Origin of the sequence: Xanthomonas sp. NCPPB 4467 (assembly GCF_041475665.2) — a bacterium.
GTDB classification, from domain to species: domain Bacteria; phylum Pseudomonadota; class Gammaproteobacteria; order Xanthomonadales; family Xanthomonadaceae; genus Xanthomonas; species Xanthomonas dyei.
The window spans coordinates 4,678,192-4,703,892 of the sequence record NZ_CM191260.1 but is presented as its reverse complement, the minus strand read 5'-3'; the positions used below and the strand labels follow the sequence as shown (position 1 = coordinate 4,703,892).

General features: G+C 62.7%; 21 protein-coding genes, 2 tRNA genes, 2 rRNA genes and 1 other RNA gene. 17 read left to right on the top strand and 9 right to left on the bottom strand.

All coding sequences use genetic code 11. From position 1 onward, the window contains the following. Window positions 1–76: 76 nt before the first annotated feature. The 4 genes from ACCQ06_RS20635 to rrf all read left to right on the top strand — a co-directional run bounded on the left by ACCQ06_RS20635 (window position 77) and on the right by rrf (window position 3,641). Window positions 77–152, top strand: a tRNA-Ala gene (locus ACCQ06_RS20635). 19 nt (window positions 153–171) lie between these two features. After that, window positions 172–248 (top strand) — tRNA-Ile (locus ACCQ06_RS20630). 228 nt (window positions 249–476) lie between these two features. Beyond that, window positions 477–3,357 (top strand): 23S ribosomal RNA (locus tag ACCQ06_RS20625). 169 nt (window positions 3,358–3,526) lie between these two features. Beyond that, window positions 3,527–3,641 (top strand): 5S ribosomal RNA (gene rrf, locus ACCQ06_RS20620). 467 nt (window positions 3,642–4,108) lie between these two features. Here the strand turns inward: rrf and putA are convergent. Beyond that, a complete protein-coding gene (putA, locus tag ACCQ06_RS20615) occupies window positions 4,109–7,309 on the bottom strand; it encodes a bifunctional proline dehydrogenase/L-glutamate gamma-semialdehyde dehydrogenase PutA (protein WP_316688953.1) in 3,201 nt (1,066 codons plus the stop codon). A gap of 279 nt (window positions 7,310–7,588) precedes the next feature. On the opposite strand from putA, the gene ACCQ06_RS20610 reads away from it, so the two are divergent. The 6 genes from ACCQ06_RS20610 to ACCQ06_RS20585 are packed head-to-tail and all read left to right on the top strand — an operon-like array spanning window position 7,589 to window position 12,335. Then, entirely contained in the window at window positions 7,589–8,065 is a 477-nt protein-coding gene (locus tag ACCQ06_RS20610; RefSeq protein WP_170068618.1) for a DUF2244 domain-containing protein, read from the top strand. A 16-nt stretch (window positions 8,066–8,081) separates the two neighbouring features. Beyond that, on the top strand, window positions 8,082–9,029 hold the full coding sequence (coxB, locus tag ACCQ06_RS20605) for a cytochrome c oxidase subunit II (protein WP_316688951.1): 948 nt from the start codon (window positions 8,082–8,084) through the stop codon (window positions 9,027–9,029). Between the two features lie 41 nt (window positions 9,030–9,070). After that, entirely contained in the window at window positions 9,071–10,675 is a 1,605-nt protein-coding gene (gene ctaD / locus ACCQ06_RS20600) for a cytochrome c oxidase subunit I (RefSeq protein WP_046964238.1), read from the top strand. Then, entirely contained in the window at window positions 10,656–10,829 is a 174-nt protein-coding gene (locus ACCQ06_RS20595; RefSeq protein ID WP_003484652.1) for a hypothetical protein, read from the top strand. Before ctaD ends, ACCQ06_RS20595 begins: the two co-directional genes overlap by 20 nt. Beyond that, entirely contained in the window at window positions 10,826–11,422 is a 597-nt protein-coding gene (locus tag ACCQ06_RS20590) for a cytochrome c oxidase assembly protein (protein WP_316688948.1), read from the top strand. Before ACCQ06_RS20595 ends, ACCQ06_RS20590 begins: the two co-directional genes overlap by 4 nt. 37 nt (window positions 11,423–11,459) lie before the next feature. Continuing rightward, window positions 11,460–12,335, top strand: a complete 876-nt coding sequence (locus tag ACCQ06_RS20585; RefSeq protein WP_228324707.1) for a cytochrome c oxidase subunit 3 — start codon at window positions 11,460–11,462, stop codon at window positions 12,333–12,335. An 89-nt stretch (window positions 12,336–12,424) separates the two neighbouring features. Here ACCQ06_RS20585 and ACCQ06_RS20580 read toward each other — a convergent pair whose 3' ends face one another. Continuing rightward, window positions 12,425–12,643: a twin transmembrane helix small protein gene (locus tag ACCQ06_RS20580; protein WP_104543860.1), complete on the bottom strand. Its 219-nt coding sequence runs from the start codon at window positions 12,641–12,643 to the stop codon at window positions 12,425–12,427. 60 nt (window positions 12,644–12,703) lie between these two features. On the opposite strand from ACCQ06_RS20580, the gene ACCQ06_RS20575 reads away from it, so the two are divergent. Genes ACCQ06_RS20575 through cyoE form a run of 4 tightly spaced genes read left to right on the top strand, consistent with a single transcriptional unit; the run spans window position 12,704 to window position 16,105 of the window. After that, a complete protein-coding gene (locus ACCQ06_RS20575) occupies window positions 12,704–13,429 on the top strand; it encodes an SURF1 family protein (protein WP_316688945.1) in 726 nt (241 codons plus the stop codon). Between the two features lie 27 nt (window positions 13,430–13,456). Next, window positions 13,457–14,032, top strand: coding sequence for a redox-active disulfide-containing membrane protein (locus tag ACCQ06_RS20570; RefSeq protein ID WP_104615766.1), 576 nt, complete (start codon window positions 13,457–13,459; stop codon window positions 14,030–14,032). Between the two features lie 10 nt (window positions 14,033–14,042). Further along, window positions 14,043–15,206, top strand: a complete 1,164-nt coding sequence (locus ACCQ06_RS20565; RefSeq protein WP_316688943.1) for a COX15/CtaA family protein — start codon at window positions 14,043–14,045, stop codon at window positions 15,204–15,206. A 2-nt stretch (window positions 15,207–15,208) separates the two neighbouring features. Next, on the top strand, window positions 15,209–16,105 hold the full coding sequence (gene cyoE / locus ACCQ06_RS20560; RefSeq protein ID WP_316688941.1) for a heme o synthase: 897 nt from the start codon (window positions 15,209–15,211) through the stop codon (window positions 16,103–16,105). Between the two features lie 66 nt (window positions 16,106–16,171). Here cyoE and ACCQ06_RS20555 read toward each other — a convergent pair whose 3' ends face one another. Continuing rightward, a complete protein-coding gene (locus ACCQ06_RS20555; protein WP_316688940.1) occupies window positions 16,172–17,752 on the bottom strand; it encodes a thioredoxin family protein in 1,581 nt (526 codons plus the stop codon). 236 nt (window positions 17,753–17,988) lie between these two features. After that, a complete protein-coding gene (locus ACCQ06_RS20550) occupies window positions 17,989–19,035 on the bottom strand; it encodes a bile acid:sodium symporter family protein (RefSeq protein ID WP_055847460.1) in 1,047 nt (348 codons plus the stop codon). A gap of 86 nt (window positions 19,036–19,121) precedes the next feature. Here ACCQ06_RS20550 and ACCQ06_RS20545 point away from each other — a divergent pair. Continuing rightward, window positions 19,122–19,198, top strand: a non-coding RNA gene (locus tag ACCQ06_RS20545) — sX9 sRNA. Window positions 19,199–19,244: 46 nt separating this feature from the next. On the opposite strand, the gene ACCQ06_RS20540 is transcribed toward ACCQ06_RS20545, so the two are convergent. From ACCQ06_RS20540 to rpsU, 5 genes are all read right to left on the bottom strand, one after another. Then, window positions 19,245–19,742, bottom strand: coding sequence for a fused DSP-PTPase phosphatase/NAD kinase-like protein (locus ACCQ06_RS20540; RefSeq protein ID WP_316688939.1), 498 nt, complete (start codon window positions 19,740–19,742; stop codon window positions 19,245–19,247). Further along, the gene (gene dnaG, locus ACCQ06_RS20535; RefSeq protein ID WP_316688938.1) at window positions 19,742–21,490 is read right to left on the bottom strand and encodes a DNA primase; all 1,749 of its coding nucleotides are present in this window, start codon (window positions 21,488–21,490) and stop codon (window positions 19,742–19,744) included. The genes ACCQ06_RS20540 and dnaG overlap by 1 nt, the downstream gene beginning before the upstream one ends. An 84-nt stretch (window positions 21,491–21,574) precedes the next feature. Next, window positions 21,575–22,537 (bottom strand): YihY/virulence factor BrkB family protein, encoded by a 963-nt coding sequence (locus ACCQ06_RS20530; RefSeq protein WP_425611860.1) that lies wholly within the window; start codon window positions 22,535–22,537, stop codon window positions 21,575–21,577. A 436-nt stretch (window positions 22,538–22,973) separates the two neighbouring features. Continuing rightward, complete coding sequence (locus ACCQ06_RS20525) at window positions 22,974–23,420, bottom strand: GatB/YqeY domain-containing protein (RefSeq protein WP_055847470.1); 447 nt, start codon at window positions 23,418–23,420, stop codon at window positions 22,974–22,976. A 253-nt stretch (window positions 23,421–23,673) separates the two neighbouring features. Continuing rightward, the gene (rpsU, locus tag ACCQ06_RS20520) at window positions 23,674–23,889 is read right to left on the bottom strand and encodes a 30S ribosomal protein S21 (protein WP_002808376.1); all 216 of its coding nucleotides are present in this window, start codon (window positions 23,887–23,889) and stop codon (window positions 23,674–23,676) included. 278 nt (window positions 23,890–24,167) lie between these two features. Between rpsU and tsaD the strand changes: the two genes are divergently transcribed. Further along, a complete protein-coding gene (gene tsaD / locus ACCQ06_RS20515) occupies window positions 24,168–25,232 on the top strand; it encodes a tRNA (adenosine(37)-N6)-threonylcarbamoyltransferase complex transferase subunit TsaD (RefSeq protein ID WP_104615758.1) in 1,065 nt (354 codons plus the stop codon). Between the two features lie 86 nt (window positions 25,233–25,318). Beyond that, the gene (gene folB, locus ACCQ06_RS20510; protein WP_316688936.1) at window positions 25,319–25,696 is read left to right on the top strand and encodes a dihydroneopterin aldolase; all 378 of its coding nucleotides are present in this window, start codon (window positions 25,319–25,321) and stop codon (window positions 25,694–25,696) included. The last annotated feature ends 5 nt before the right edge of the window (window positions 25,697–25,701 follow it).

The following is a 25,701-nucleotide window of genomic DNA, read 5'->3' as shown; positions in this document are numbered from 1 at the left end:
TCCTGTCGGGCGTCCTCACAAATTACCTGCATTCAGAGATTCATACCGGCACAGGTCGGTATGCGAAGTCCCTTTTGGGGCCTTAGCTCAGCTGGGAGAGCACCTGCTTTGCAAGCAGGGGGTCGTCGGTTCGATCCCGACAGGCTCCACCATATTGAGTGAAAAGACTTCGGGTCTGTAGCTCAGGTGGTTAGAGCGCACCCCTGATAAGGGTGAGGTCGGTAGTTCGAGTCTACCCAGACCCACCACTCTGAATGTAGTGCACACTTAAGAATTTATACGGATCAGCGTTGAGGCTGGTACGTGTTCTTTTATAACTTGTGACGTAGCGAGCGTTTGAGATATCTATCTAAACGTGTCGTTGAGGCTAAGGCGGGGACTTCGAGTCCCTAAATAATTGAGTCGTATGTTCGCGTTGGTGGCTTTGTACCCCACACAACACATACATATAGCTCCGAGGCAACTTGGGGTTATATGGTCAAGCGAATAAGCGCACACGGTGGATGCCTAGGCGGTCAGAGGCGATGAAGGACGTGGTAGCCTGCGAAAAGTGTCGGGGAGCTGGCAACAAGCTTTGATCCGGCAATATCCGAATGGGGAAACCCACTGCTTCGGCAGTATCCTGCAGTGAATTCATAGCTGCTGGAAGCGAACCCGGTGAACTGAAATATCTAAGTAACCGGAGGAAAAGAAATCAACCGAGATTCCCTAAGTAGTGACGAGCGAACGGGGAACAGCCCTTAAGCTGGAATGGCTTTAGAAAAACAATCTGGAAAGATTGGCCATAGAAGGTGATAGCCCTGTATTTAAAAGGGCCACTCCAGTGAAGACGAGTAGGGCGGGGCACGTGAAACCCTGTCTGAATATGGGGGGACCATCCTCCAAGGCTAAATACTCCTGACCGACCGATAGTGAACCAGTACCGTGAGGGAAAGGCGAAAAGAACCCCGGAGAGGGGAGTGAAATAGATCCTGAAACCGTGTGCGTACAAGCAGTAGGAGCTCGCAAGAGTGACTGCGTACCTTTTGTATAATGGGTCAGCGACTTACTGTTCGTGGCAAGCTTAACCGTATAGGGGAGGCGAAGGGAAACCGAGTCTGATAAGGGCGCATAGTCGCGGGCAGTAGACCCGAAACCGGGTGATCTAGTCATGGCCAGGGTGAAGGTGCCGTAACAGGTACTGGAGGCCCGAACCCACGTCTGTTGCAAAAGACGGGGATGAGCTGTGATTAGGAGTGAAAAGCTAATCGAACCCGGAGATAGCTGGTTCTCCTCGAAAGCTATTTAGGTAGCGCCTCGGACGAATACTACTGGGGGTAGAGCACTGTTATGGCTAGGGGGTCATCGCGACTTACCAAACCATTGCAAACTCCGAATACCAGTACGTACTATCCGGGAGACACACGGCGGGTGCTAACGTCCGTCGTGAAAAGGGAAACAACCCAGACCCACAGCTAAGGTCCCAAATTCACTGCTAAGTGGAAAACGATGTGGAAAGGCACAGACAGCCAGGAGGTTGGCTTAGAAGCAGCCACCCTTTAAAGAAAGCGTAATAGCTCACTGGTCGAGTCGGTCTGCGCGGAAGATTTAACGGGGCTAAGCAGTGAACCGAAGCTTGGGGTGCATAAAACTTGTTTTATGCGCGGTAGAGGAGCGTTCCGTAAGCCTGCGAAGGTGGATTGAGAAGTCTGCTGGAGGTATCGGAAGTGCGAATGCTGACATGAGTAACGATAATGCGGGTGAAAAGCCCGCACGCCGAAAGCCCAAGGTTTCCTTGCGCAACGTTAATCGACGCAGGGTTAGTCGGTCCCTAAGGCGAGGGCGAAAGCCGTAGTCGATGGGAAGCAGGTTAATATTCCTGCACCTCGCGTGAGTGCGATGGAGGGACGGAGAAGGTTAGGTGTACCGGGCGTTGGTTGTCCCGGGGAAAGGCGGTAGGTTTGAATCTTTGGCAAATCCGGGATTCTTTAAGACCGAGCACCGAGACGAGCCTTTATGGCGAAGTCACTGATACCACGCTTCCAGGAAAAGCTCCTAAGCTTCAGCTCACGAAGACCGTACCGTAAACCGACACAGGTGGGTAGGATGAGAATTCTCAGGCGCTTGAGAGAACTCGGGTGAAGGAACTAGGCAACATGGCACCGTAACTTCGGGAGAAGGTGCACCCTTTTTGGTGGCTCATGCGAGCTATAGCTGAAGAGGGTCGCAGAAACCAGGCCGCTGCGACTGTTTATCAAAAACACAGCACTCTGCAAACACGAAAGTGGACGTATAGGGTGTGACGCCTGCCCGGTGCTGGAAGGTTAATTGATGGGGTCAGCCGCAAGGCGAAGCTCTTGATCGAAGCCCCAGTAAACGGCGGCCGTAACTATAACGGTCCTAAGGTAGCGAAATTCCTTGTCGGGTAAGTTCCGACCTGCACGAATGGCGTAACGACAGCGGCGCTGTCTCCACCCGAGACTCAGTGAAATTGAAATCGCTGTGAAGATGCAGCGTTCCCGTGGCAAGACGGAAAGACCCCGTGAACCTTTACTATAGCTTTACACTGAACGTTGAGTTCGTCTGTGTAGGATAGGTGGGAGGCTATGAAACTGTGGCGCTAGCTGCAGTGGAGCCATCCTTGAAATACCACCCTGTCGTGCTTGACGTTCTAACCTAGATCCGTTATCCGGATCAGGGACCGTGTATGGTGGGTAGTTTGACTGGGGCGGTCTCCTCCTAAAGAGTAACGGAGGAGCACGAAGGTACGCTCAGCGCGGTCGGACATCGCGCACTGTGTGCAAAGGCATAAGCGTGCTTGACTGCAAGATCGACGGATCAAGCAGGTACGAAAGTAGGTCTTAGTGATCCGGTGGTTCTGTATGGAAGGGCCATCGCTCAACGGATAAAAGGTACTCCGGGGATAACAGGCTGATACCGCCCAAGAGTTCATATCGACGGCGGTGTTTGGCACCTCGATGTCGGCTCATCACATCCTGGGGCTGTAGTCGGTCCCAAGGGTATGGCTGTTCGCCATTTAAAGTGGTACGCGAGCTGGGTTCAGAACGTCGTGAGACAGTTCGGTCCCTATCTGCCATGGGCGTTGGAAGTTTGAGAGGGGCTGCTCCTAGTACGAGAGGACCGGAGTGGACGAACCTCTGGTGTTCCGGTTGTCACGCCAGTGGCATTGCCGGGTAGCTATGTTCGGAAGCGATAACCGCTGAAAGCATCTAAGCGGGAAGCGCGCCTCAAGATGAGACTTCCCGGGGCACAAGCCCCCTAAAGGAACCATATAGACTATGTGGTTGATAGGTCAGGTGTGTAAGTACAGCAATGTATTGAGCTAACTGATACTAATGATCCGTGCGGCTTGACCATATAACCTCAAGTTGCCTTGGTCCCAACGAACGTTGGTAGATCACCAAACGCAAGCTACGTCACAAGTTAACTATGCGAGACGAGCGCCGTACGTGCTTCAACGCAAACGCTTGCACCCATGTGCAGTCGTTTGTCACGAAGCTCCGACTGGCGACTCTCCAACCGTCTCCCTGGTGAAATTAGCGCTGTGGAACCACCCGATCCCATCCCGAACTCGGAAGTGAAACGCAGCTGCGCCGATGGTAGTGTGGCTCAAGCCATGCGAGAGTAGGTCATCGCCAGGGGCTTTACCCGAAACCCTCAGTTCAACTGGACTGAGGGTTTCTTCTTGCGTCAAAATTGGAAATATAATCGCAACCCCCTCCCGCCGGTCGTTGCCATAGTACGTCCCCGACAAGCACCTCGTAGGCGGTACCTTATTCAAGCAATCAGCGTCCTCAACGCGCTGTAAACACGTCGAGGAAATGCGGTTAGCGCCACTTTCCCCAAGTCGTCGCGCTCCCATACTTTGGGCATCCAAGGGCATCGGTGCATCGACTTTGATGCCTCTCCGGCTATCGCGAGGTTTTCAACATCAACACCCAACGAAAAACCGTCAGCGCTGCCGTTGCGCAAGAATGGCTGACCCCCTTTTACTTACAACTGCGCCGACACAAACACCGCGCCCTGTTGGTATGTAGACACAACAAAAACCCCGCTTCAGCGGGGTTTTTGTCTTCTCAGCAGGCCAAAGCACCTGGCGAGGGGATGCTTAGTCGCCCAGTGTCAGTAGCGAGGCGTTGCCGCCAGCTGCGGTGGTGTTGACGGTGACGACCTTCTCGGTGGCGAAGCGCAGCAGGTAGTGCGGGCCGCCGGCTTTGGGGCCGGTGCCGGACAGGCCCTGGCCACCGAAGGGCTGGACACCGACGACGGCACCGATCTGATTGCGGTTGACGTAGACGTTGCCAACCGCGACGCGCGATGTAATGCGGTCGATGGTCTCGTCGATGCGCGAGTGCACGCCCAACGTCAGGCCGTAGCCGGTTGCATTGATCTGGTCGATGACAGCGTCGAGCTGATCTGCCTTCCAGCGGATGACATGCAGGACCGGGCCGAAGACCTCGCGTTGCAGCTGGCTGAGCGATGTCAGTTCATAGGCGCGCGGGGCGAAGAAGCTGCCATGTGCGGTGACGTCATCCAGCTTGGTGGTTCCGATCAGGCGGGCTTCGTGGTCCATACGAGCTGCGTGATCGTCGAGGATCTTGAGCGCATCTGCATCGATTACCGGGCCAACGTCGGTCGAGAGCAAACCAGGGTCGCCTATCTTCAGCTCACCCATGGCACCGGCGAGCATGGTCATGACCTTGTCGGCGATGTCGTCCTGGACAAACAACACGCGCGCCGCCGAACAGCGTTGCCCGGCGGAGATGAAGGCGCTGGAAATTGCATCCTTCACCACGGCTTCGGGCAGCGATGACGAGTCGGCGATAAAGGCATTCTGGCCACCGGTCTCGGCGATCAACACGCCGATGGCAGCATCGCGCGCAGCCAGGGTGCGATTGATGATGCGTGCGGTTTCGGTGGAACCGGTGAACGCTACGCCCGCCACGCGCGGATCGTTGGTCAGTGCAGCACCCACGGTGGCGCCGTCACCAGGCAGGAATTGCACGGCGGCTTCCGGTACGCCTGCTTCGTGCAGCAGCTTCACTGCGGCGTAGCCGATCAGATTGGTCTGCTCGGCGGGTTTGGCGATCACGCTATTACCGGCAACGAGTGCGGCGGCGACCTGGCCCAGGAAAATGGCGAGCGGGAAATTCCAGGGGCTGATGCAGACGAACACGCCGCGACCGTGCAATTGCAGTTCATTGGACTCGCCGGTCGGTCCGGGCAGGCGCTCGGGTGCGCCGAACTGCGCGCGCGCCTGACCAGCGTAGTAGCGCAGGAAGTCGACTGCCTCGCGGACTTCGGCCACGGCATCGGGCAGCGTCTTGCCCGCTTCCTTGACGCAAATTGCCATGAACTCGGGCATGCGCGCCTCGAGCAAGTCGGCGGCGTGTTCCAGGATGGTGGCGCGGCTTGCCGCCGGGGTGCGGTTCCAACCCGGTTGGGCTGCAGCTGCCGAGGCCAGCGCCTTCTGCACCGTCGCGGGATCGGCTGGCTGCCAGTGCCCAACCGTCTCGCGGCGATCGGCCGGGTTCAGTACCGCCTCGCTCGGGGTGCTGATCACCGCGCCGGGTACCAGTGGCGCTGCCTTCCACGGTTTGACGGCGGCATTGAGTTGCTCGGCCAGCTGCCGCAGATCGTTGTCGTTGGCGAGATTGGCGCCCATGGAGTTCTTCCTGTTCTGGTTCTGGCTGCGCAACAGATCGGTCGGCAGCGGGATCTTGGGGTGCGGGATGGAGACAAACGACGACACCGCTTCGACCGGATCGCGGATCAGGTCTTCGATAGCAACGTCCTCATCGGTGATGCGATTGACGAAGCTGGAGTTGGCGCCGTTTTCGAGCAGGCGACGCACCAGGTAAGGCAGCAGATCTTCGTGCGAGCCGACCGGTGCATACACACGACACGGCAGCCCCAGACGATCGGCAGGAATCACCTCGGCATACAGGTCATCGCCCATGCCGTGCAGTTTTTGATGCTCATACGTCTTACCCGCTGAAATCGCACGTACCGCAGCGATGGTCTGCGCGTTATGCGTAGCGAACATCGGATACAGCGCATCGCTGTGCGCAAACATGCGACGTGCGCAGGCCAGGTAGGACACGTCGGTGTTCTGCTTGCGCGTAAACACCGGATAGCCCGGGTGACCTTCGATCTGTGCGCGTTTGATCTCTGCATCCCAATAGGCGCCCTTGACCAGGCGCACCGGAATGCGTCGGCCAACGCGCCGCGCAAGGTCGGCCAGGAAGTCGATCGTATAGGGCGTGCGCTTCTGATACGCCTGCACCGCCAGGCCATAGCCTTCCCAGCCATCCAGCGATGGGTCGGAAAAGGTGGCCTCGATGATGTCCAGCGACAGCTCCAGGCGATCGGCCTCTTCGGCATCGACGGTGTAGCCGATGCCGTACGACTTGGCCAACTGCGCGAGCTCCAGCACGCCGGGCACAAGTTCGGCCATCACGCGTGCGCGCTTGGCATGTTCGTAGCGCGGATACAACGCGGAGAGCTTGATCGAAATGCTGGGCGCTGCGAACACATCGGTGTCGACGAAACTGCCGCTGCGGCCGATCGCATGGATGGCATCGCGATACGCCTGCAGATAGCGCTGCGCATCCTTCATTGTCAATGCGCCTTCGCCGAGCATGTCGAACGAATAGCGGTAATCGGCGTTGTCGCCCTTGCGCGAACGCGACAATGCCTCGCCGATGGTGCGGCCCATGACGAACTGGTGGCCCATGATCTTCATCGCCTGACGCACGGCCAGACGAATCACCGGCTCGCCGACGCGGCCGATCAGGCGCTTGAAAGCACCGGGCACATCCGCACGGGTGAGGTCGTTGAGTTGCACCAGCCTGCCGGTGAGCATCAGGCCCCACGTCGATGCGTTGACCAGCACCGAGTCGCTGCCGCCCATGTGCTTTTTCCAGTCCGCATCGCCGAGCTTGTCGCGGATCAGCTTGTCTGCGGTGTCCTGGTCGGGAATGCGCAGCAGCGCCTCGGCCACGCACATCAGCAGCACGCCTTCTTCGCTGCCGAGGTCGTACTGGCGCATGAAGGCTTCGATCGCGCCCTGGTCCTGGGCGCGTGTACGCACACGGGTGACCAGATCGGCGGCCAGTGCCTGCACCTTGGCCTGCTCTGCCGCGGGCAAGCGCGCCTGGTCGAGCAGTTCGTGCACGTGCTCGGCTTCGTCCTTGAGCCAGGCAGCGGTGATGGCAGCGCGCAATGCACCGGGCGCGACCGGGAGTTCGGGCGCGAGTAGCGGAGGCGCGGCGACGATGGAGGCAAGCGAGTCGAGCTGAGCGTTCATGCGAAAGGTGCCTGGGAATCCTTACGCATTCTAGAGAGCGGGAGCCCCGGCGCACTTGTGTGGAAGCGGCAGCTTTCCCGCCGTTTTATGCAGGTGGCCCCAGCGTGTGATGGCAGACCCGTTGAACGGCACGCCCAGTCGGCCGCTTTGGGTGAAGTAATTGATTTCCACGCGTTTTTAGCTGCACTGCAGCAAATTTTTGATCGGCGGAAACGCTTGCCGCATACGTTCGCGCGGGTCTACCATCGGGCTGTTCCCGCAGTCCGCTGCGTGTTGCCAATGATCGAAGTGCTGCCGTTGATGTCCGAAGGGGTTGGGACGCAATTGCGGTTGCGGCCTCCGCGGGCGCTGTCGGCCAGGCAATTCGTGCTGTTGTTTGCAGTATTGGCAGGAACGATGTGGTTATTTGCGGGCCTGGGGTGGTGGACCGGCAATGCATTCGCGCCGGTATTCGCCCTGTTGCACAGTGGTGTGGTGGCGTTGGCGCTACGGCAGTTATGGCGAAGTGGCGAGCGCGAAGAAGCGATCCGGGTAGGGGAGACCGCCGTTGAGGTGTTTCCGTCCGGGCATGCGCCACCAGCGTTTCAGGCACATCCGCACTGGGTGCGGCTATGCATGGAACGCGACGACAGGGTGCTGTTGGTGAGCAGCGGCAGGCAGATCGAGATCGGAAGTTTTCTCGGGCCGGCCGAACGTGTGGAACTGGCAGATACGCTGAAACGCTTGCTCGCGGCCGCCAATGGCCGTCACCGATGACGTAAGGGTCTAGGCAATGACGCAACGCAGCAGCTGGAAGTCGACGTACACAAGGTTGGGCCTGGCGCTTGCAGCGCTGGTCGGCGCGCCGGTCGTGTGGGCGCAATCGGCCGATCCCAAGGAATGGCAGCTCAATATGGGCCGCGGGGTGACGCAGACCGCACGCATGGCCTATGAGGCGCATATGGTGGCGCTGTGGGTGTGCGTGGTGATCGGCGTACTGGTGTTCGGTGCGATGGGCTATGCGATGTTCAAGTTCCGCAAGTCCAAAGGCGCGGTCGCCGCACAGTTCAGCCACAACACGCGGGCCGAAGTGCTATGGACGGTAATTCCGGTGGTGGTGCTGATTGCCATGGCATGGCCGGCGACGGCCAAGCTGATTGCGATGTACGACACCCGCGAGTCGGAAATGACAGTCAAGGTCACCGGCTACCAGTGGATGTGGAAGTACGAATATCTGGGCCAGGGCGTGGAATTCACCAGCCGTCTGGCGCGCGAATCGGATCGCATCCGGCAGAGCGGCGAACGCCCCACCGTGGCGTCGCAACCGCATTATCTGCTCGACGTCGATAATCGCCTGGTGCTGCCGGTCAATACCAAGATCCGCTTTGTGATCACCGCCGACGACGTGATCCACGCGTGGTGGGTGCCTGCACTGGGTTGGAAGCAGGACGCCATCCCGGGCATCGTCAACGAGGCGTGGACCAATATCGAGCAGCCGGGCGTGTATCGCGGCCAGTGCGCGGAATTGTGCGGCAAGGATCATGGCTTCATGCCGATCGTGGTCGAAGCGCTGCCCAAGGCCGAGTTCCAGCGTTGGCTGGCAGCGCGTCGCAGCGCCGCAAATGCAGTGCCCGCGGCATCGCCGGCAGCAACTCCCCCGTCGGCTGCACCAGCGACAGTACCTAACGGTGAGGCCGCTCCCGTGGCAGCACAATCTGCCGCACCGACCGCCGCTCTCTAATACCGCTCGCAACCGCACCGCTTCACAGAGGTCGTTCCGTCATGGCGCATACCGCAGTCGATCACCACGGACACCACCAGCCCGGCTTCGTCGAGCGCTGGTTCTTTTCGACCAATCACAAGGACATCGGCACGCTATACCTGCTGTTCTCCTTCGTGATGTTCATCATCGGTGCGGCGATGAGCGTGGTGATCCGCGCCGAGCTCATGCAGCCGGGCCTGCAGTTCGTCAAACCCGAATTCTTCAACCAAATGACCACCGTGCATGCGCTGGTGATGATCTTCGGTGGAGTGATGCCGGCCTTCGTCGGCCTGGCGAACTGGATGATTCCGCTGCAGATCGGCGCACCGGACATGGCGTTGCCGCGCATGAACAACTGGTCGTTCTGGTTGTTGCCGGTCGCTTTCACCTTGTTGTTGCTGACGCTGTTCCTGCCTGGCGGGGCGCCTGCCGGTGGCTGGACGCTATATCCGCCGCTGTCGCTACAGGGCGGCTACAACGTGGCCTTCAGTGTGTTTGCCATCCATGTGGCTGGCGTCAGCTCGATCATGGGTGCGATCAACATCATCGCCACCGTGCTCAACATGCGCGCGCCGGGCATCGATCTGCTCAAGATGCCGATCTTCTGCTGGGCCTGGCTGATCACCGCGTTCCTGCTGATCGCGGTGATGCCGGTGCTGGCCGGTGCGGTCACCATGCTGCTGACCGACAAGTTCTTCGGCACCAGCTTCTTCAACGCGGCCGGCGGCGGCGACCCGGTGATGTACCAGCACATCTTCTGGTTCTTCGGGCACCCGGAGGTGTACATCATGATCCTGCCGGCGTTCGGCGTGGTCAGCGAAATCATCCCCACCTTCAGCCGCAAGCCGCTGTTCGGCTATCAGGCGATGGTCTATGCGATCGCCGCGATCGCGTTTTTGAGCTTCATTGTGTGGGCGCACCACATGTTCACCGTGGGCATGCCGCTCGGCGGTGAGATCTATTTCATGTTCGCCACGATGCTGATCTCCATCCCGACCGGGGTGAAGGTGTTCAACTGGGTCAGCACGATGTGGAAAGGCTCGCTGACGTTCGAATCGCCGATGCTGTGGGCCGTGGCGTTTGTGATCCTCTTCAGCATCGGTGGTTTTTCCGGCCTGATGCTGGCGATCGTGCCGGCGGACTTCCAGTATCACGATACCTATTTTGTGGTGGCGCATTTCCATTATGTACTGGTCACCGGCGCGGTATTTGCCTTGATTGCGGCGGTGTACTACTGGTGGCCCAAGTGGACCGGGCGCATGTACAACGAGGCCTGGGCCAAGTTCCATTTCTGGTGGACGATGATCTTCGTCAACCTGTTGTTCTTCCCGCAGCACTTCCTCGGTCTGGCCGGCATGCCGCGGCGCATCCCCGACTACAACGTGGTGTTTGCCGACTGGAATCTGGTCAGTTCGATCGGTGCGTTCGGCATGTTTGCTACGCCGTTCCTGATGGCCGCCATTTTGCTTGCGTCGCTACGTAGCGGTGCCCGCGCCGATGCGCGCGCCTGGGAAGGTGCAAAGGGGCTGGAGTGGACGGTGCCTTCGCCGGCGCCTGCACACACCTTCACCGTGCCGCCGGTTATCAAGCCTGGAGATCTTGCGCATGAAGACATCGGCCACTGAGTCGGCATCGGAGCCGGCAGTGACGCGTCTGCTATCGGCTGCCGAGCGGCAGGCGCAGCAGCGCCGCGCGGTACGCCGCACGGCAATCACGGTGGGGATCATCGCGTTGCTGATCTATGCCGGCTTTATCGCCTCAGGCGTCATCGGCCGATGACTGCGCGCGCGCCCACGCATGCGCCGACCGCTGGCTTGTTCAAGCTGCTGGGCGTGGTGCTGGGCGTCTTCGTGCTGACCTTTTCGCTGGTGCCGCTGTACCGCATCGCGTGCGAAAAAGTTTTCGGCATTCGCATGGAGCGCGCACCGGGTAGCACCCGCGAGGGTGCGTCCAATGCGGTGGGCGGTGGCAAACGCACGGTGCGGGTGGAGTTCGATGCAGGGGTCAATTCGAAGCTGCCGTGGACCTTCCATCCCGAGCAGATGACGATGGACGTGGTGCCGGGCGAGCTCAACGAGGCGCTGTATTTCGCGCGCAACGACAGCAAGCGCGCGGTGGTGGGTAGCGCAGTACCGTCGGTTGCACCGGCGCGTGCGTCGGGCTACTTCAACAAGACCGAATGTTTCTGTTTCACCGCGCAGACGCTGCAGGCCGGGGAGACGCGCGATATGCCGCTGCGTTTCATTGTGGACCCTGCGTTGCCTGCGGAAGTCACCACAATCACCTTGTCTTACACGTTTTATCGCAATGACGCGTTGACCTCGGAACTGCAGGGCGGTGCCGTGTCCGGCACGCCGCGCGCGGCGCCGTAACCTTCATCCACCCGCACTACGACACGGAAGCAACGCCATGGCCGATCACAGTCCCAACGCCGATGCGTATTTCGTCCCGACCCAGAGCAAATGGCCCTTTGTCGGGTCGATTGCGATGTTCGTGATGATGATCGGCGTGGCCAGCTGGCTCAACGATGCGTCCTGGGGACGCTGGACATTCTTCGCCGGCATGGCGATGTTGCTGGCGACCTTGTTCATGTGGTTTGGCGACGTCATTCGCGAGTCCAACGCCGGCAACTACAACCGCCAGGTGGATGGGTCATTCCGGATGGGGATGGTGTGGTTCATTTTTTCCGAGGTGATGTTCTTCGGCGCCTTCTTCGGCGCCTTGTTCTACACGCGCGTGCTGACGCTGCCCTGGCTTGGCGGCGAAGGCGATGGCGTGATGACCAACGAGTTGCTGTGGAACGGCTATTCCGCTGCCTGGCCGACCAATGGTCCGGGCACGATCGGCGGGCAATTCCAGACCATTCCGGCCTGGGGATTGCCGCTGATCAATACGCTGATTTTGCTCAGCTCCGGTGTGACGCTCACCATTGCGCATCACGCACTGAAAGGCGGCCGGCGCGGTGCGCTGCTGCTGTGGTTGGGATTGACGGTGCTGCTGGGTTGCGTGTTTTTGTTCCTGCAAGCAGAGGAATACATTCACGCCTACACCGAACTCAATCTCACGCTGGGCTCGGGCATTTACGGTTCCACGTTCTTCATGCTCACCGGTTTCCACGGCATGCATGTGCTGTTGGGCACGATCATGCTGGCGGTGATGTGGCTACGCGCGGCCAAGGGCCACTTCAGTCGCGATAACCACTTCGCCTTTGAAGCGGCCGCATGGTACTGGCACTTCGTAGACGTGGTGTGGCTAGCGCTGTTCCTGTTCGTGTATGTACTTTGAGAATCGGGAATCGGGAATCGGGAATCGCCAGAGCGAGCCTGCTTTTGCTTCTACGATTCCCTACTCCCGATTCTCCAGTCCCGGCCGCGTCAGCGGCCGACGCCATGCGGCTTGATCCAGCCGGTGTAGATGCCGATGATCACGATGGCGATCAACGCGACTGACAAGCCAATGCGCCAGGTCAGTGCGTTGACGGTGCGTTTGGTCTGGCCGCGGTCGGTGAGCAGGTAGTAAAGACCGGCACCCAGGTTCCACAGGATCACGATCAGGAAGGCGACAATCAGCAGCGTCTTGAGCGAATCGTTCACAACAGCCCCGGTGGTCGTCGACGTGGTCCGGGCATTGCACGCTTTTTTGCGTCGCTTGTCATGACGCGCAAGCACACGGCGGTGTTGGGTTGGGTGCTGGCCGTGCTGGTCAGCGCGGGGTTTGCGGCGTTGGGGCAATGGCAGCTGCAGCGCATGCACAGCAAACAAGCGTTGTTGGAACGCGCCGCGCATGTGCGTGAGACACCGTTGACGCTGGCGCAGGCAGTGGCCGCGCGGCAGCAGTTGGCGTGGGTGAGCGGACGCGTACGGTTCTTGCAGCAGCAGGTGCTGCTGGACAATCAATTGCATGCCGGGCGTGCCGGTGTGCGCGTCTACCAGCTCGCCGCGGTGCAAGGCACATCGCGTACGTTGCTGGTCGACCTGGGCTGGCTGCCGCTGCCGGCGAATCGGCAACTGCCGACGCTCACTGCGCTCGAAGGTGGGCGCGACGTGCAGGGGCTGCTGAGCGCGCCGCCGTCATCCGGTCTGGCAATCGGGCCGGCGTTGGCGCCTACCGCTACGCCCAATACCTGGCTGGCGACACGTCTGGATGTGCAGGCGGTGCGCAGTACGCTGAAAAGGCGCGACATTTCGTCGCAGGTATTGCGCCTGGATCCAGCCATACCGGTCGGTTATGCGCGCGATCTGGAGATGCTGCCGAACACGCTGCCGCCCGCGCGGCACTTGGGTTACGCGGTGCAATGGTTCGGTCTTGCAGCGGCGGTGCTGGCCACTGCAACGCTGCTGAGCTGGCGTGCGCGGCGCCGTCGGCGGCGCGGGCACTGACCCGCGCGGCATGAGAAAATCACCGGCATGACCTCTCCTACATCGGCCACGCCGCACTCGGTCAAACGCGGCCGCAGGATGCTGATTGCCCTGGCAGTGCTGTTCTTCGGCTCGATGTTGCTGGCCGGCGTGCTGCGCTTCTCCGGTTGGCAGCCGGCGTCGATGCGCAACAACGGACAATTGCTCAATCCGCCCGCCGACCTGCGTGCGCTGGTGCCGGTGCGCGCGGACGGCAAACCGTACGCGTGGGCGCCTGGCGAGCGCATCTGGCGGATTGCGCTGGCGCCGCCGGCAGACTGCGCGCAGCGATGCGTGGCATTGGCTGCGGAACTGGACAAGGTCTGGCAGCTGCTGGGGCATCGTGCCGACAAGGTGGAGGTGCTGTGGATCGGTACGCCGCCCGCCGGTCTGCCGCCGATGCCGGCTTTGCGCGTGCTGCGCGACGATGCCGCGCTGCGGGGCGCACTGCCGCGTGGCAACGATGCGGCTGGCGTGCCGGTGTATGTGATCGACCCCAACGGCTTCGTGATCCTGCGTTACGCCCCGGGTTTCGACCCGGCCGGCTTGCGCGCGGATCTGGCCAAGCTGCTGAAATTGATGTGAGCCCGCCTCGATGAATCTGTTTGCGCCACCGGCATTGTTCCGCCACTTCCACCGCATGGCCTGGCTTGCGGCGCTGTTCACTGCGAGCACGATTCTGTTCGGGTCGTTCGTGCGCCTGTCCGATGCCGGCATGAGCTGCCCGGACTGGCCGACCTGCTATGGCCGCGTCACCTGGCCGCAGACCGCCGACGAAGCCAACACGCACGTGGCCAGCAAGATCCGCCCGCTGGAGTCGCACAAGGCCTGGCGCGAACAGGTGCACCGCTTCCTGGCCGGCGCGTTGGGCGTGGAAGTGCTGGTGCTGTCGCTGCTGGCCGCACGTCGCCGCCGCCTGGGCATTGCGCAGGTGGTGTCGGCAGCGGCGCTGGTGGCGCTGTCGATCCCCTTGTACATGTCCGGCTGGCACACGCTGGCGATGGGTGTGGCGATCGCCGGTGAGGCGATCCTGCTGCTGGCGGCGTTGCGCTGGAGCAATATCGATCTGGCGCGTGCCGGCGTGCTGACGCTGGCGGTGGTGATCTTCCAGGCGCTGCTGGGCATGTGGACGGTGACCTTGCTGCTCAAACCCATCGTGGTGATGGGCCATCTGCTCGGCGGCATGCTGATGTTTTCGCTGCTGGTGTGGATGGCGTGGCGAGCGACCCATTTGCCGATCACGCTGGCCGACGCTTCGCGGCTGAAGTGGCTGTTGCGCTTGGGTGTGGCGGTGCTGGGCCTGCAGATCGCGCTGGGCGGCTGGGTCAGTGCCAATTACGCGGCGCTGGCCTGCGGCGGCGGCAGCTGGTCTGCCGACAACTTCCCGCGTTGCGTCAGCCAGTGGTGGCCGACGCATGATTTCCGCGAAGGCTTCACGCTGTGGCGAGGGATCGGTGTGGATTACGAAGGCGGCGTGCTCGATGGCGCGGCGCGTATCGCCATCCAGATGGCGCATCGGTTGTGGGCGATCGCGACCGCGCTGTATCTGTGGTGGCTCGCGTGGCGTCTATCGCGTTCGCCGGGGATGCGCGTGTGGGCGAGCGCGCTGGCGGTGCTGGTGGCGGTGCAGGTGACGCTGGGCATGCTCAACGTCAAGCTGGCCTTGCCGCTGGAGGTGTCGGTGCTGCACAACGGCGGCGCGGTAGCCCTGCTGTTTGTGCTGGTGTCGCTATTGGCGCGGCTGCGCGCGCCGGAGTGAGCATGGCTGTCAGCGCACGCGATTATTGGGATCTGACCAAACCGAAGGTGGTGGCACTGATCGTGTTCACCGCATTGGTGGGCATGTTCCTGGCCATTCCCGGCGTGCCCACCTGGGCACAGGTGCGCGCGGGCACCTTGGGATTTGTGGGGATCTGGCTGGCCGCCTCGGCGGCGGCAGCGATCAATCAATTACTCGATGCCAAGATCGACGCGCAGATGGCGCGCACGTCCTGGCGTCCGTTGGTGGTGGGCAAGGTGCGGCCGTGGCAGGTGATGGTATTTGCCAGCGTGCTGATCGTGATCTCCATGACCATGCTGGTGGTCTGGGTGAATGTCATCACTGCGGTGCTGACTTTTGCCTCGATGATCGGCTATGCGGTGATCTACACCGTTTACCTGAAACGGGCGACCTCGCAGAACATCGTGATCGGCGGGCTGGCCGGCGCCACGCCGCCGATGCTGGGCTGGGCGGCGGTCACCGGGCTGCCGACCACGGCCGACTGGATCAATGCCTCGCTCCTGGTGCTGATCATCTTCATCTGGACGCCGCCGCACTTCTGGGCGCTGGCGATTTTCCGGCGTGCCGATTACGCCAAGGCGGCGATCCCGATGTTGCCGGTGACCCACGGGGTGCCGCACACGCGCAAGCAGATCCTCATCTACACGATCGTGTTGACGATCGTGACGCTGCTGCCGGTGGCAGTTGGCATGAGTGGGGTGTTTTATCTCGGCGGCGCGGTGGTGCTCAACGCGGTATTCCTCTGGTATGCGTGGCGCATGCTGGACCCGCCGGACGAATTGTTTTCGATGAAGATGTTCGGCTATTCCATCGTGTATCTGATGGCACTGTTCGCCTTCTTGATGGTCGATCATCTGCTGTTGCCGTGGGTGCGGTGAGAACCGCGTCAGACATCTGAGGCAGCCCGATTGCCGCCGCGCAGATGCCTGCCGGGTTGCGCCGGCTCAGCTCAGCCAACGACTGCACGCGCTGGAGTTCTTGTTGTCGCAGCTGGCCTGCATCTTCTGCCGGAGTCGTGCCAGCACCGCGTTGCCTTCCTGGTGATGCTGCGTGCTCCAGGTCTTCAATGAGGCGCCCAGCCGGTCGAAGCGCTGACGGGTGCGCTGCCGGTAGCCATCGGACTGTGCGGCCAGCTCGCCGATCACCTGGGTGGCGGCTGCTTCGATGCCGGCGATATCGTCGGGGCTAAGCCGGATCAGCCCGTCCAAGTACATCATGCTGACCCGCATGCGGATCGAGGGGCCATCGGCAGTTTCATAGGCCTTTTTGAGCCAGGACAGCGCGGTCTTGCGATCGCCGCGTTCTTCGGCGAGCTGGGAGAGTTCCGGCATGTAGTAGTACGGAGTCTTGCTGCGTCCCAGTTCGGCCAGCAGCAATTGCTCGGCGGCGCTGCTGTCGCCTACCTCGCTCAACAACGAAGCCGCGTCGCTGATGATGGATTGCCGTTCCTCGACGGTCTTGGCCGCATCCACTGCCGTTTGCACGCGCTGGTGCACGGCAGCGACCACCGCTGCCGGCAACGGCGGTTGTGGCCCCTTTGGCTCGGTCTCGGTCGGCTGCCCTTGCGCAAGGCGTGCAAGCTGTACTTTCGCGTACGCGGTGTCCAGGCGGTCGCTGATCGGTACGCTGGTATCGGCATAGACGGTGTCCAATGCCTGATCGAGCTTGGCCGACAGGGCGGCACGTTCGCCGGCGTCAGTGCTGGACGCACCGACCAGACGCGCGGCGACGTAGCTCAGCGTGCCGAGGTTGGCGCGCAGTTCGGCCGGATTGGCCAGGACCGCCTCCAACAGGGTGCGATAGGCCGGGTCTGGCGCGGGGGGCTTTTCCGCTGCGGCCAGCGCCGAGAGCGCAAACCGGTGTTGCAGTGCCGGTTGCGGGGCGGCCTTGGACAGGCGTGCGAGCAACCCGGCGGCGTCATCGGCCTTGATCAGCCGGTCGTCCATGCCCCAGGCATAGTTGCTGAGCACGGCCCAGTCGTCCGCGCTGAGTTCCTGTGGTGCGCGCTGCGCCTTGTCCAACAGCTGTTTGACGGTGGTGGTGCTGGTGGCCGCCACCCGCAGCACATCGGCAAGACGGGCGTTGTCGCTATCGCCGGCCAGACGGGTGATTTCGCTGCGGTCCGCGCGTAGCACGATGATGGTCGGGTAGCCCTTGACGCCGAATTGCTCGCCCCAGGCCTGCGCGCCTTGCGAGTCGCCGTCCAGGTGCACCGCGACGAACTGCCGCGTGCGCGCGATGAACGCCGGATCCTTGAACAAGGTGGCCTTCAACTGATTGCACGGTGGGCACCAGGCCGCGCCCCAGTACAGCAGGATCGGCTTGCCGCTTTCCTTGGCTTCGGCAAACGCGTCTTCGATGTCGCCTTCGTGCCAGGCGATCCCGGTGTCTGTGGCAGGTGCGGCGGCGGGTGTGATGTGTGCGGGTGCCGACGGTGGTGCGGGCTTGTCGCAGGCGGTCAGGGTCGCAAGCACCGCAAGCAGTGCGATCAAGCACGGGGAGGGGCGTCGGCGGGACAGCTTCATGGGATCACCAGGGGAGGCGGCAGGGGATGGATCAACGACTCTGGCGAGTGGGGCTGCGCCCGCGCCGATGGAGGTCATGACCGTTGTATCCCTGCACACACACCGGCAACAGCATCCGATGCGAATTGTTGTTACGCGCAACGCACCGGTCTGGGTGCATTCGACGGCCAGCGCACGGCCAATCGTGCGAGCGCAGGCGGTCGCATCGGCGCCGCCTGATCGCCGGGGTTCCCGCTTCAGTGGCGGCCGGTAGCCGGCGGCGGATCGCCCGGCGCGCTACGCGCGTAGCGCGCAGCCACGAACGCGCACACGATCAGCTGCAACTGGTGATACAGCATGATCGGCAACACGATCGCACCCAGGCCGCCACCTGCAAACATCACCTTGGCCATCGGCACACCGGTGGCCAGGCTCTTTTTCGAGCCGCAAAACACAATGGCGATTTCGTCGGCGCGGTTGAAGCCAAGCCGGCGCGCAAGGAAGGTGATCGACAGCATGGCCACTGCCAGCAACAGCGCCGCAGCGCCCAGCACCGCGAGCAATGCCGGTAACGGCGTCTTCTGCCACAGTCCTTCGTTCACCGATGCGCTGAAGGCGGTGTAGACCACCAGCAGGATCGTGCCCTGGTCGGTATAGCGCAGCACCGCGCGATGGCGCTCGACCCAACCGCCGATCCACGGGCGCATGAAATGGCCAGCCAAAAACGGCACCAGCAGCTGCAACAGGATCTTGCCGATGGCCTCGGCCGGGTGCGCCATCGCGCCCTGGCTGCCGACCATCGCGCCCATCAGCAACGGGGTGAAAAACACGCCCAGCAAGCTGGAAAGCGAGGCCGCGCACACAGCGGCCGGCACGTTACCGCGCGCCATCGAGGTGAAAGCGATCGACGACTGCACCGTGGAGGGCAGTGCGCACAAGAACAGCACGCCGATGTACAGCTCCGGCGTCAGTGCGATATGCGCCACTGGCTTGAACAACAGGCCGAGCAATGGAAACAGTACGAAGGTGCAGGCCAGGATCACCAGATGCAGGCGCCAATGCAGCGCGCCGGCCTTGACCGCTTCGCGCGACAGCCGTGCGCCATGCAGGAAGAACAGCGCAGCGATCGCCACATCGGTGACATCGTCCATGATTGCGGCGGCAGCGCCGGAGACCGGCAACAACGAGGCGAGCGTGACCGTGCACAGCAGCGCGAGGGTGAAAGGGTCAATGCGCAACCGCGCCAGCAGCTTCTTCATCGAGATCCGACGGTATCGCGCGAACGTGCGCGGGGAGCGGATCATTCTACGACGCGTGCGGGCGCTGCCTAAGAGCGGTCAACACAACGACTGCGCAGCCGTCAGGCGGCGCGGCCTGTGCTCGGTGCGGCATGTACCACTCGGACACGCCGGTTCCGAGCGCGCCGTCCACACCCGCCTGACGACTGCTCGCTACGTGTTGTTAGCCGCTCTAAGCCGTGAGTCGTTGTTGCCGCCAGTGTCCCCGCGGGGTCTCAGCGCTGCGGTTCGACGCCGAGTTGCTTACGCACCGCCGCTTCCAGCGATGGCTGCATGCCGGCTTCGCGCCCGATCTGCAGCGCCTGTTCGGGACTGGCGCCTTCGCGTGCGGCGAGCAGGGCCAGCAGGGCGCCGGCGCGATTGCCGCTGGCGCAATGCAGTAACACCGTGCCCTGCTGTTGTTGATCGAGCACCCGCTGCAAGACGCGTGCGGCCTCTGGCGTGAGTGCATCGGCGTTGCGGATCGGCAGGCGGACATAGCGCAGGCCCAGTGCGTCGGCGGCTGCGATTTGGGCGTAGCCGCGTGGCTCCTCGGGGGCGCGCAAATCGATCACGGTGGTCACGCCCCGGGCCGCAGCAGCACGTAGGTCCGCCTGCGTGGGCTGGCCGGAACTGACGAGATTGCGGGTGGTGCCTGCGGGCGTTTCCTGCGCGAACGCAATGCCGCTGAGCAGCGCAATGCACCAGGCCGCATGGCGTAGGCACTGATGCATCACAACGCTGCGAGCGCCTTCAGCAACTCGCGCATTTCGTATTTGTCGGTGTTGTCCAGGCCCTGCGCGCGCTGTTTGGCTTGCAGTTCTTCCACGCGCTGACGCAGTAACTGCTTGTCGAGTTGGGCGACGACGTCGTGCAACTCGATCGCCCAGCTGTGCTCGTCGCCGGGGAGCTCCTGCGCGGCGAGCTTCTGCAGCGCAACCAGTTCCTCGCGCTCGGCGAAGTGTTCCAGCAGCGCGCCGGTGCTGATTTCCGGCCGTTGCCGCACCAGCGCCAGCAGCTCCATCAACAGCTCGATGCCGGGCAGGCGCAGACCGGAAAAATCGTGGTCGCCTTCCAGGCTCATCGCCAGTGAGGGTTGTTGCAATAGGATGGCGATCGACGCACGCACCAGGCTGCGTTTCTGCGTGGGCGCCGCCATGCGCGCAGGCGGCCGCGCTTTTGGCGAGGACTGTTGCGCGGACATGCTCGCACCGACGCCGGTCATGCGCGCCAGTTCCTGCTTCATCAGATCGCCGAAGGCGCCTTCGGGAATCTGCGCCAGCATCGGCTTGGCACGCTCGGCCAGGCGCGCCTTGCCATCGAGCGTGTGCAGATTGATCTCGCGCGACATTTCGTCGAAGAAGAATTGCGACAGCGGCGTGGCCTGTTTCAGACGCTGATCGAAGGCCTGCGCGCCTTCCTTGCGCACGATGGTGTCCGGGTCTTCGCCATCGGGCAGGAACAGGAAGAACGCCTGGCGGCCGTCCTTCATGCGCGGCAGCACCGATTCGAGCGCGCGCCAACCGGCCTTGCGCCCGGCGTTGTCGCCGTCGAAGCAGAAGTACACATCCGGTGCATTGCGGAACAGCAGTTCGGCATGCTCGGGCGTGGTGGCGGTGCCCAGCGTGGCCACCGCCTGGGTGACGCCGAACTGGAACAGCGAGACCACGTCCATGTAGCCCTCCACCACGATCAGCCGCTCGATCTTCTGGTTGGCCTGGCGCACCTGCCACAGGCCGTACAACTCGCGGCCCTTGTGGAACAGCGCGGTTTCCGGCGAATTGAGGTACTTCGGCCCCGGGTCGCGGCCATCGGCCGGGGCGCCCATGATGCGACCGCCGAAGGCGATCACCCGGCCACGGCGGTCGAAGATCGGGAACATCACCCGGTCGCGGAATTTGTCGTAGACATGGCCGCGGTCGTTCTTGGAAAACAGCCCGGCACGTTCGAGCACGCTCATGCGGCGCGCATCGGTGCCCAGGGTGTCCTTCAATGCGCTGTAGCCATCGGGCGCATAGCCGATCTGGAAACGCGCGCGGTTGTCGGCATCCACGCCGCGCCCATCCAGATACTCGGCCGCGCGCGCGCTGCCTTCGAGCTGACGCTGGAAGAACTTGGTGGCCGCTTCCAGTGCCGAATACAGCTCGCGGCTGTCGTCCTGCTGCTGCGGCGTGCGCTGCTGGGTATCGCGCGGAATTTCCATGCCGGCGCGCTTGGCCAGCTCGTCGACCGCATCGAGAAATTCGAGGCGGTCGTAATTCATCAAAAAGCTGATCGCGGTGCCATGCGCGCCGCAGCCGAAGCAGTGATAGAACTGCTTGGTCGGCGAGACCGTGAACGAGGCCGAGCGCTCGTCGTGGAACGGGCAACGCGCCGAATACTCCTTGCCCTGACGCTTGAGCGGCACGCGGCCGCCCACCACTTCGACGATGTCGGTGCGTGCTAGCAGTTCGTCGATGAATGCGTCGGGGATGCGGGCCATCCCGCTAGGATATCGCAGCGGCCAGCGGCCGCCCTGTTTTAGAAGGCGCCCGCCTGCGCGGCCGCTGCCCGCATCAGCCCACGCTCAGCTGTGCTGCGACGATGTCGGTTGCGGGACTGCGGAAGCCACCTGCGCATCGGCTGGCGGCACGATCACCGGCGGGTGCTCCGGGTCCACGCCGGCCTCGCGCAACTTGCGGTGCGAGCGCACCCGTTCGTCGATCACCGCGGTGATCAATGCACCGACGAAGAACACTACCGAGGCGTAATACATCCACACCAGTAGGATCACCAGCGTGCCCATCGAGCCGTACGCGCTGCCGGGCGCCGCAGTGGCGATATACACGCCAATGGCATAACGGCCCAGCGCAAACAGCAGTGCGGTGATGACGCCACCCAGAAACGCCTGGCGCCAATCGACGGTGCGGTCGGGCAGATAGCGATACAAAAATGCGAACGCCAACGAATACAGGGCCAGCGTGGTGACGTAGCCCACGGCCGGCAGCACCGACGGCAGGCGCGCAAACACCACCTGCAACGCAGTGGTGGCGATCATCGACACGATCAGCAAGAAGCCCAATGCCAGGATCACGCCGAACGAGAACACGCGCTTTTTCAGCCACGCCATCAGGCCGTCCAGGCGTTGTTTGTCGGTGCGGAAAATCAGGTTCAGGGCGTTCTGCAACTGCGCAAACACCGCAGTGGCGCCGATGAACAGCAGCAGCGTGCTCCACAAGCCCGCCAGCGAGCCCACGCCGGGCTGAGCGGTGGCGTTGCGGATGATGGTCTGCGCAACTTCGGCCGCGCTGCCGCCGGCCAGTTGCGCAACCTGCTGCACCAACGCCTCCTGCGCAGGCGGATACAGCGAGGCCGTCAGCCATAACAGCAGCACCAACAGCGGTGCCAACGACAGGAGTGCGTAAAACGACAGCGACGCAGCCTGCGTCATGACGTCGATTTCGATAAAGCGGTTCAGCAGGGCCATCGGCACGCTGCGCTGCAGACGGCTCACATGCTTGTGCAGATAGGCGGTTGAAAGCGTCGTCACCGGCGGGAACATCCTTGGCGCATACCGTTGCGCGCGCAGGTGGGTCGGAGCAAGGTCGGTATGCGGGAAAACCTTGCCCACGCCTGCGCTGGCGTACCCGTTCTAGCAGGGCCAAATCGAAGGAGGGGTGAAAGCGCGCGCGCCGCGGGCGGTGCATACGTCAATCTGTGGGCGATGCGCTCGCTCGGTGCGCGATGCGGCTGCCGTATCGCGCCTTTGGATAAGGCGTTGCGTCTTCGAGGTGCGAAGCTTCTTCGTGAGTCTGGCCGACAGCGGCGTTGCGCTGTGGCGTGAGCGCGTATTTCGGCAACACCACGGGGCCGGCATCTTCAACGGACAGCGTCGTCGATGACGTATCACCGCCCCACTGCGGTCATGCAACACGCGCGGTCCGCAGTGCCCCGGCCGTTGGCGCAGGGCAGCGCGGACGCGTGGATCAGCCTGCCAGGTGCTGCTTGACCAGGGTCGAGACCAGGCCCATGTCGGCCTGACCGGCCAGCTTGGGCTTGAGTGCGCCCATCAGCTTGCCGATGTCGGCCGGGCTGCTGGCACCTGTTTCGGTGATGGCGGCCTGGATGGCGGCGACGATTTCGGCTTCGCCCATCTTGGCCGGCAGGTAGCGTTCGATCACCACGATTTCCTCGCGCTCGATCTGCGCCAGGTCCTCGCGTGCGGCGGCTTCGAACTGGGTGACCGAGTCCTTGCGCTGCTTGACCATCTTGTCGAGCACGGCGATCACCGCGGCGTCGTCCATCTCGATGCGCTCGTCCACTTCCTTCTGCTTGATCGCGGCGTTGATCAGCCGGATCACGCCCAGGCTGTGCTTGTCGCCGGACTTCATCGCGGCCTTCATGTCATCGGTGAGCTGCTGCTTGAGGGGCATGCGGTAACTCCTGGTTACGTAGTGATAGGTGTCGACGCGCTGCGGCTGGCAACGTGCGTCGGCGAAACAGATGGGGCGGGCGAGAGGGCTGTGCGTGGCGCGGGGCCGGCAGCGTCGTATCGCCCATGACGCAGTTCGATCCGGTCAACGGACCAACACAAAAAGCCGGCGACGCTTGCGCGTGCCGGCTCTTGGGTTCTGTTCCGATGGGCCGCGCCTACAGCGCAGACCCACCGGCAAGAACCGCGTTCGATCAGTACAAGCGCTGGCGCTTGGTGACGTCGCGCGAGGAACGACGCAACTGACGCTTCACAGCAGCGGCAGCCTTGCGCTTACGCTCCTGGGTCGGCTTTTCATAGAACTCGCGCTTGCGGGTTTCGGCCAGCACGCCGGCCTTTTCGCAGGTGCGCTTGAAACGGCGGAGCGCAAATTCGAAGGGCTCGTTCTCGCGGACTTTAACGCTGGGCATGGGTTCTCCAGATAATGGGATTTCCGTCCGGGAGCCCCGGGCGGGTGCGAGCGGACTCGCGTGACGGAATTTCCGGGTTGCCCCGGCGAGCCGCGCATTATAACGACTTGCCAACGACCTGCAAGCCCCTGCCGACATTTACCTCGACACGCCTGCCAGAGCGTGCGTTTGCGCCCGATCCGGCGCTGCGAATGCGGGCGCGCAGCATATCGCCAGCGGCGCATCTGCGCAGCACAAAAGCTGCGAAAATAGACGCTTGTTCTGCTTGCCGAGCTGCCGTGAAAGTCCTTGGGATCGAATCATCGTGCGATGAGACCGGCGTGGCGGTCTACGACACCGCCTTGTCCGGCGTGCCGGCGCTACGCGCCCATGCGGTCTATAGCCAGATCGCGCTGCATGCCGAATACGGCGGGGTGGTGCCGGAACTGGCCAGCCGCGACCATGTGCGCAAGCTGCTGCCGCTGATCCGCCAAACCCTGGGCGAGGCCGGGTTGCGCATCGACGAGCTGGATGGGGTGGCCTATACCGCCGGCCCGGGCCTGGTCGGCGCACTCTTGGTAGGTGCCGGCGTGGCGCGCTCGCTGGCCTGGGCGCTGGACGTGCCGGCGATCGGCGTGCATCACATGGAAGGCCATCTGCTTGCGCCGTTGATGGAAGACGACCCGCCGCAGCCGCCGTTCGTGGCGCTGCTGGTCTCCGGCGGGCACACCCAGCTGGTGTCGGTGAAGGCGCTCGGGCGTTACCAAGTACTCGGCGAGACTCTGGACGATGCGGCGGGCGAGGCTTTCGACAAGACCGCCAAGATGATGGGCCTGCCATATCCGGGCGGCCCGCAGCTGGCGGCCCTGGCCGAAACCGGCACGCCCGGGCGCTATAAGTTCGCTCGGCCGATGACCGACCGGCCGGGGCTGGATTTCAGTTTCAGTGGGCTCAAGACCCAGGTGCTGCTGGCCTGGCGCGCCAGCGACCAGTCCGACACCACGCGCGCGGACATTGCCCGCGGCTTCGAAGATGCGGTGGTGGAGACGCTGGCGATCAAATGCCTGCGCGCGCTGGACGCAGCCGGCTGCACTACGCTGGTGGTGGCCGGCGGGGTGGGCGCCAACAAGCGCCTGCGCGCGCAGCTGCACGAGGCTGCGCAGCGCCGGGGCGGCCGGGTCTGCTTCCCGCGGCCGGCCCTGTGCACCGATAACGGTGCCATGATCGCCTTCGCCGGCGCGCTGCGGCTGGAAGCCGGCGAGCGTGCCGGGGCCGAGGTGCATGTGACGCCGCGCTGGGATATGGCAGGTTTGCCGCCGCTAGCGGCGGCGCGGGATGCTGGAATCGGGAATCGGGAATCGTAAGAGCGCTATTCCGATTCGTTCCGTGCTGCTTTGCTGTTGCTTGTGCTTCTCACCATTCCCTAATCCCTATTCCCGATTCCCCACCCATGGACAAAGTTTTTATTGAAGGCCTGGAAATCGATGCGCTGATCGGCATCTACGACTGGGAGCGGCGGATCCGGCAGACCTTGCGGTTCGATCTGGAGATGGGGTTCGACAACCGCATTCCGGCGGCCAGCGACGACATTGCCGACACCTTGAACTACAAGGCGGTGAGCAAGCGCCTGATCGAATTCGTGCAGGCCTCGGACTTCGGGCTGGTCGAGACGCTGGCCGAGCGCTGCGCGGCGATCGTGCTGGACGAGTTTGGCGTGCACTGGCTGCGGTTGAAGCTGAGCAAGCCCGGCGCGGTGCGCGGCGCGCAGGCGGTAGGTGTGATCATCGAGCGCGCACGCGTTTCTGCTGACGTGCCACCCTCTCTATAGGGCGT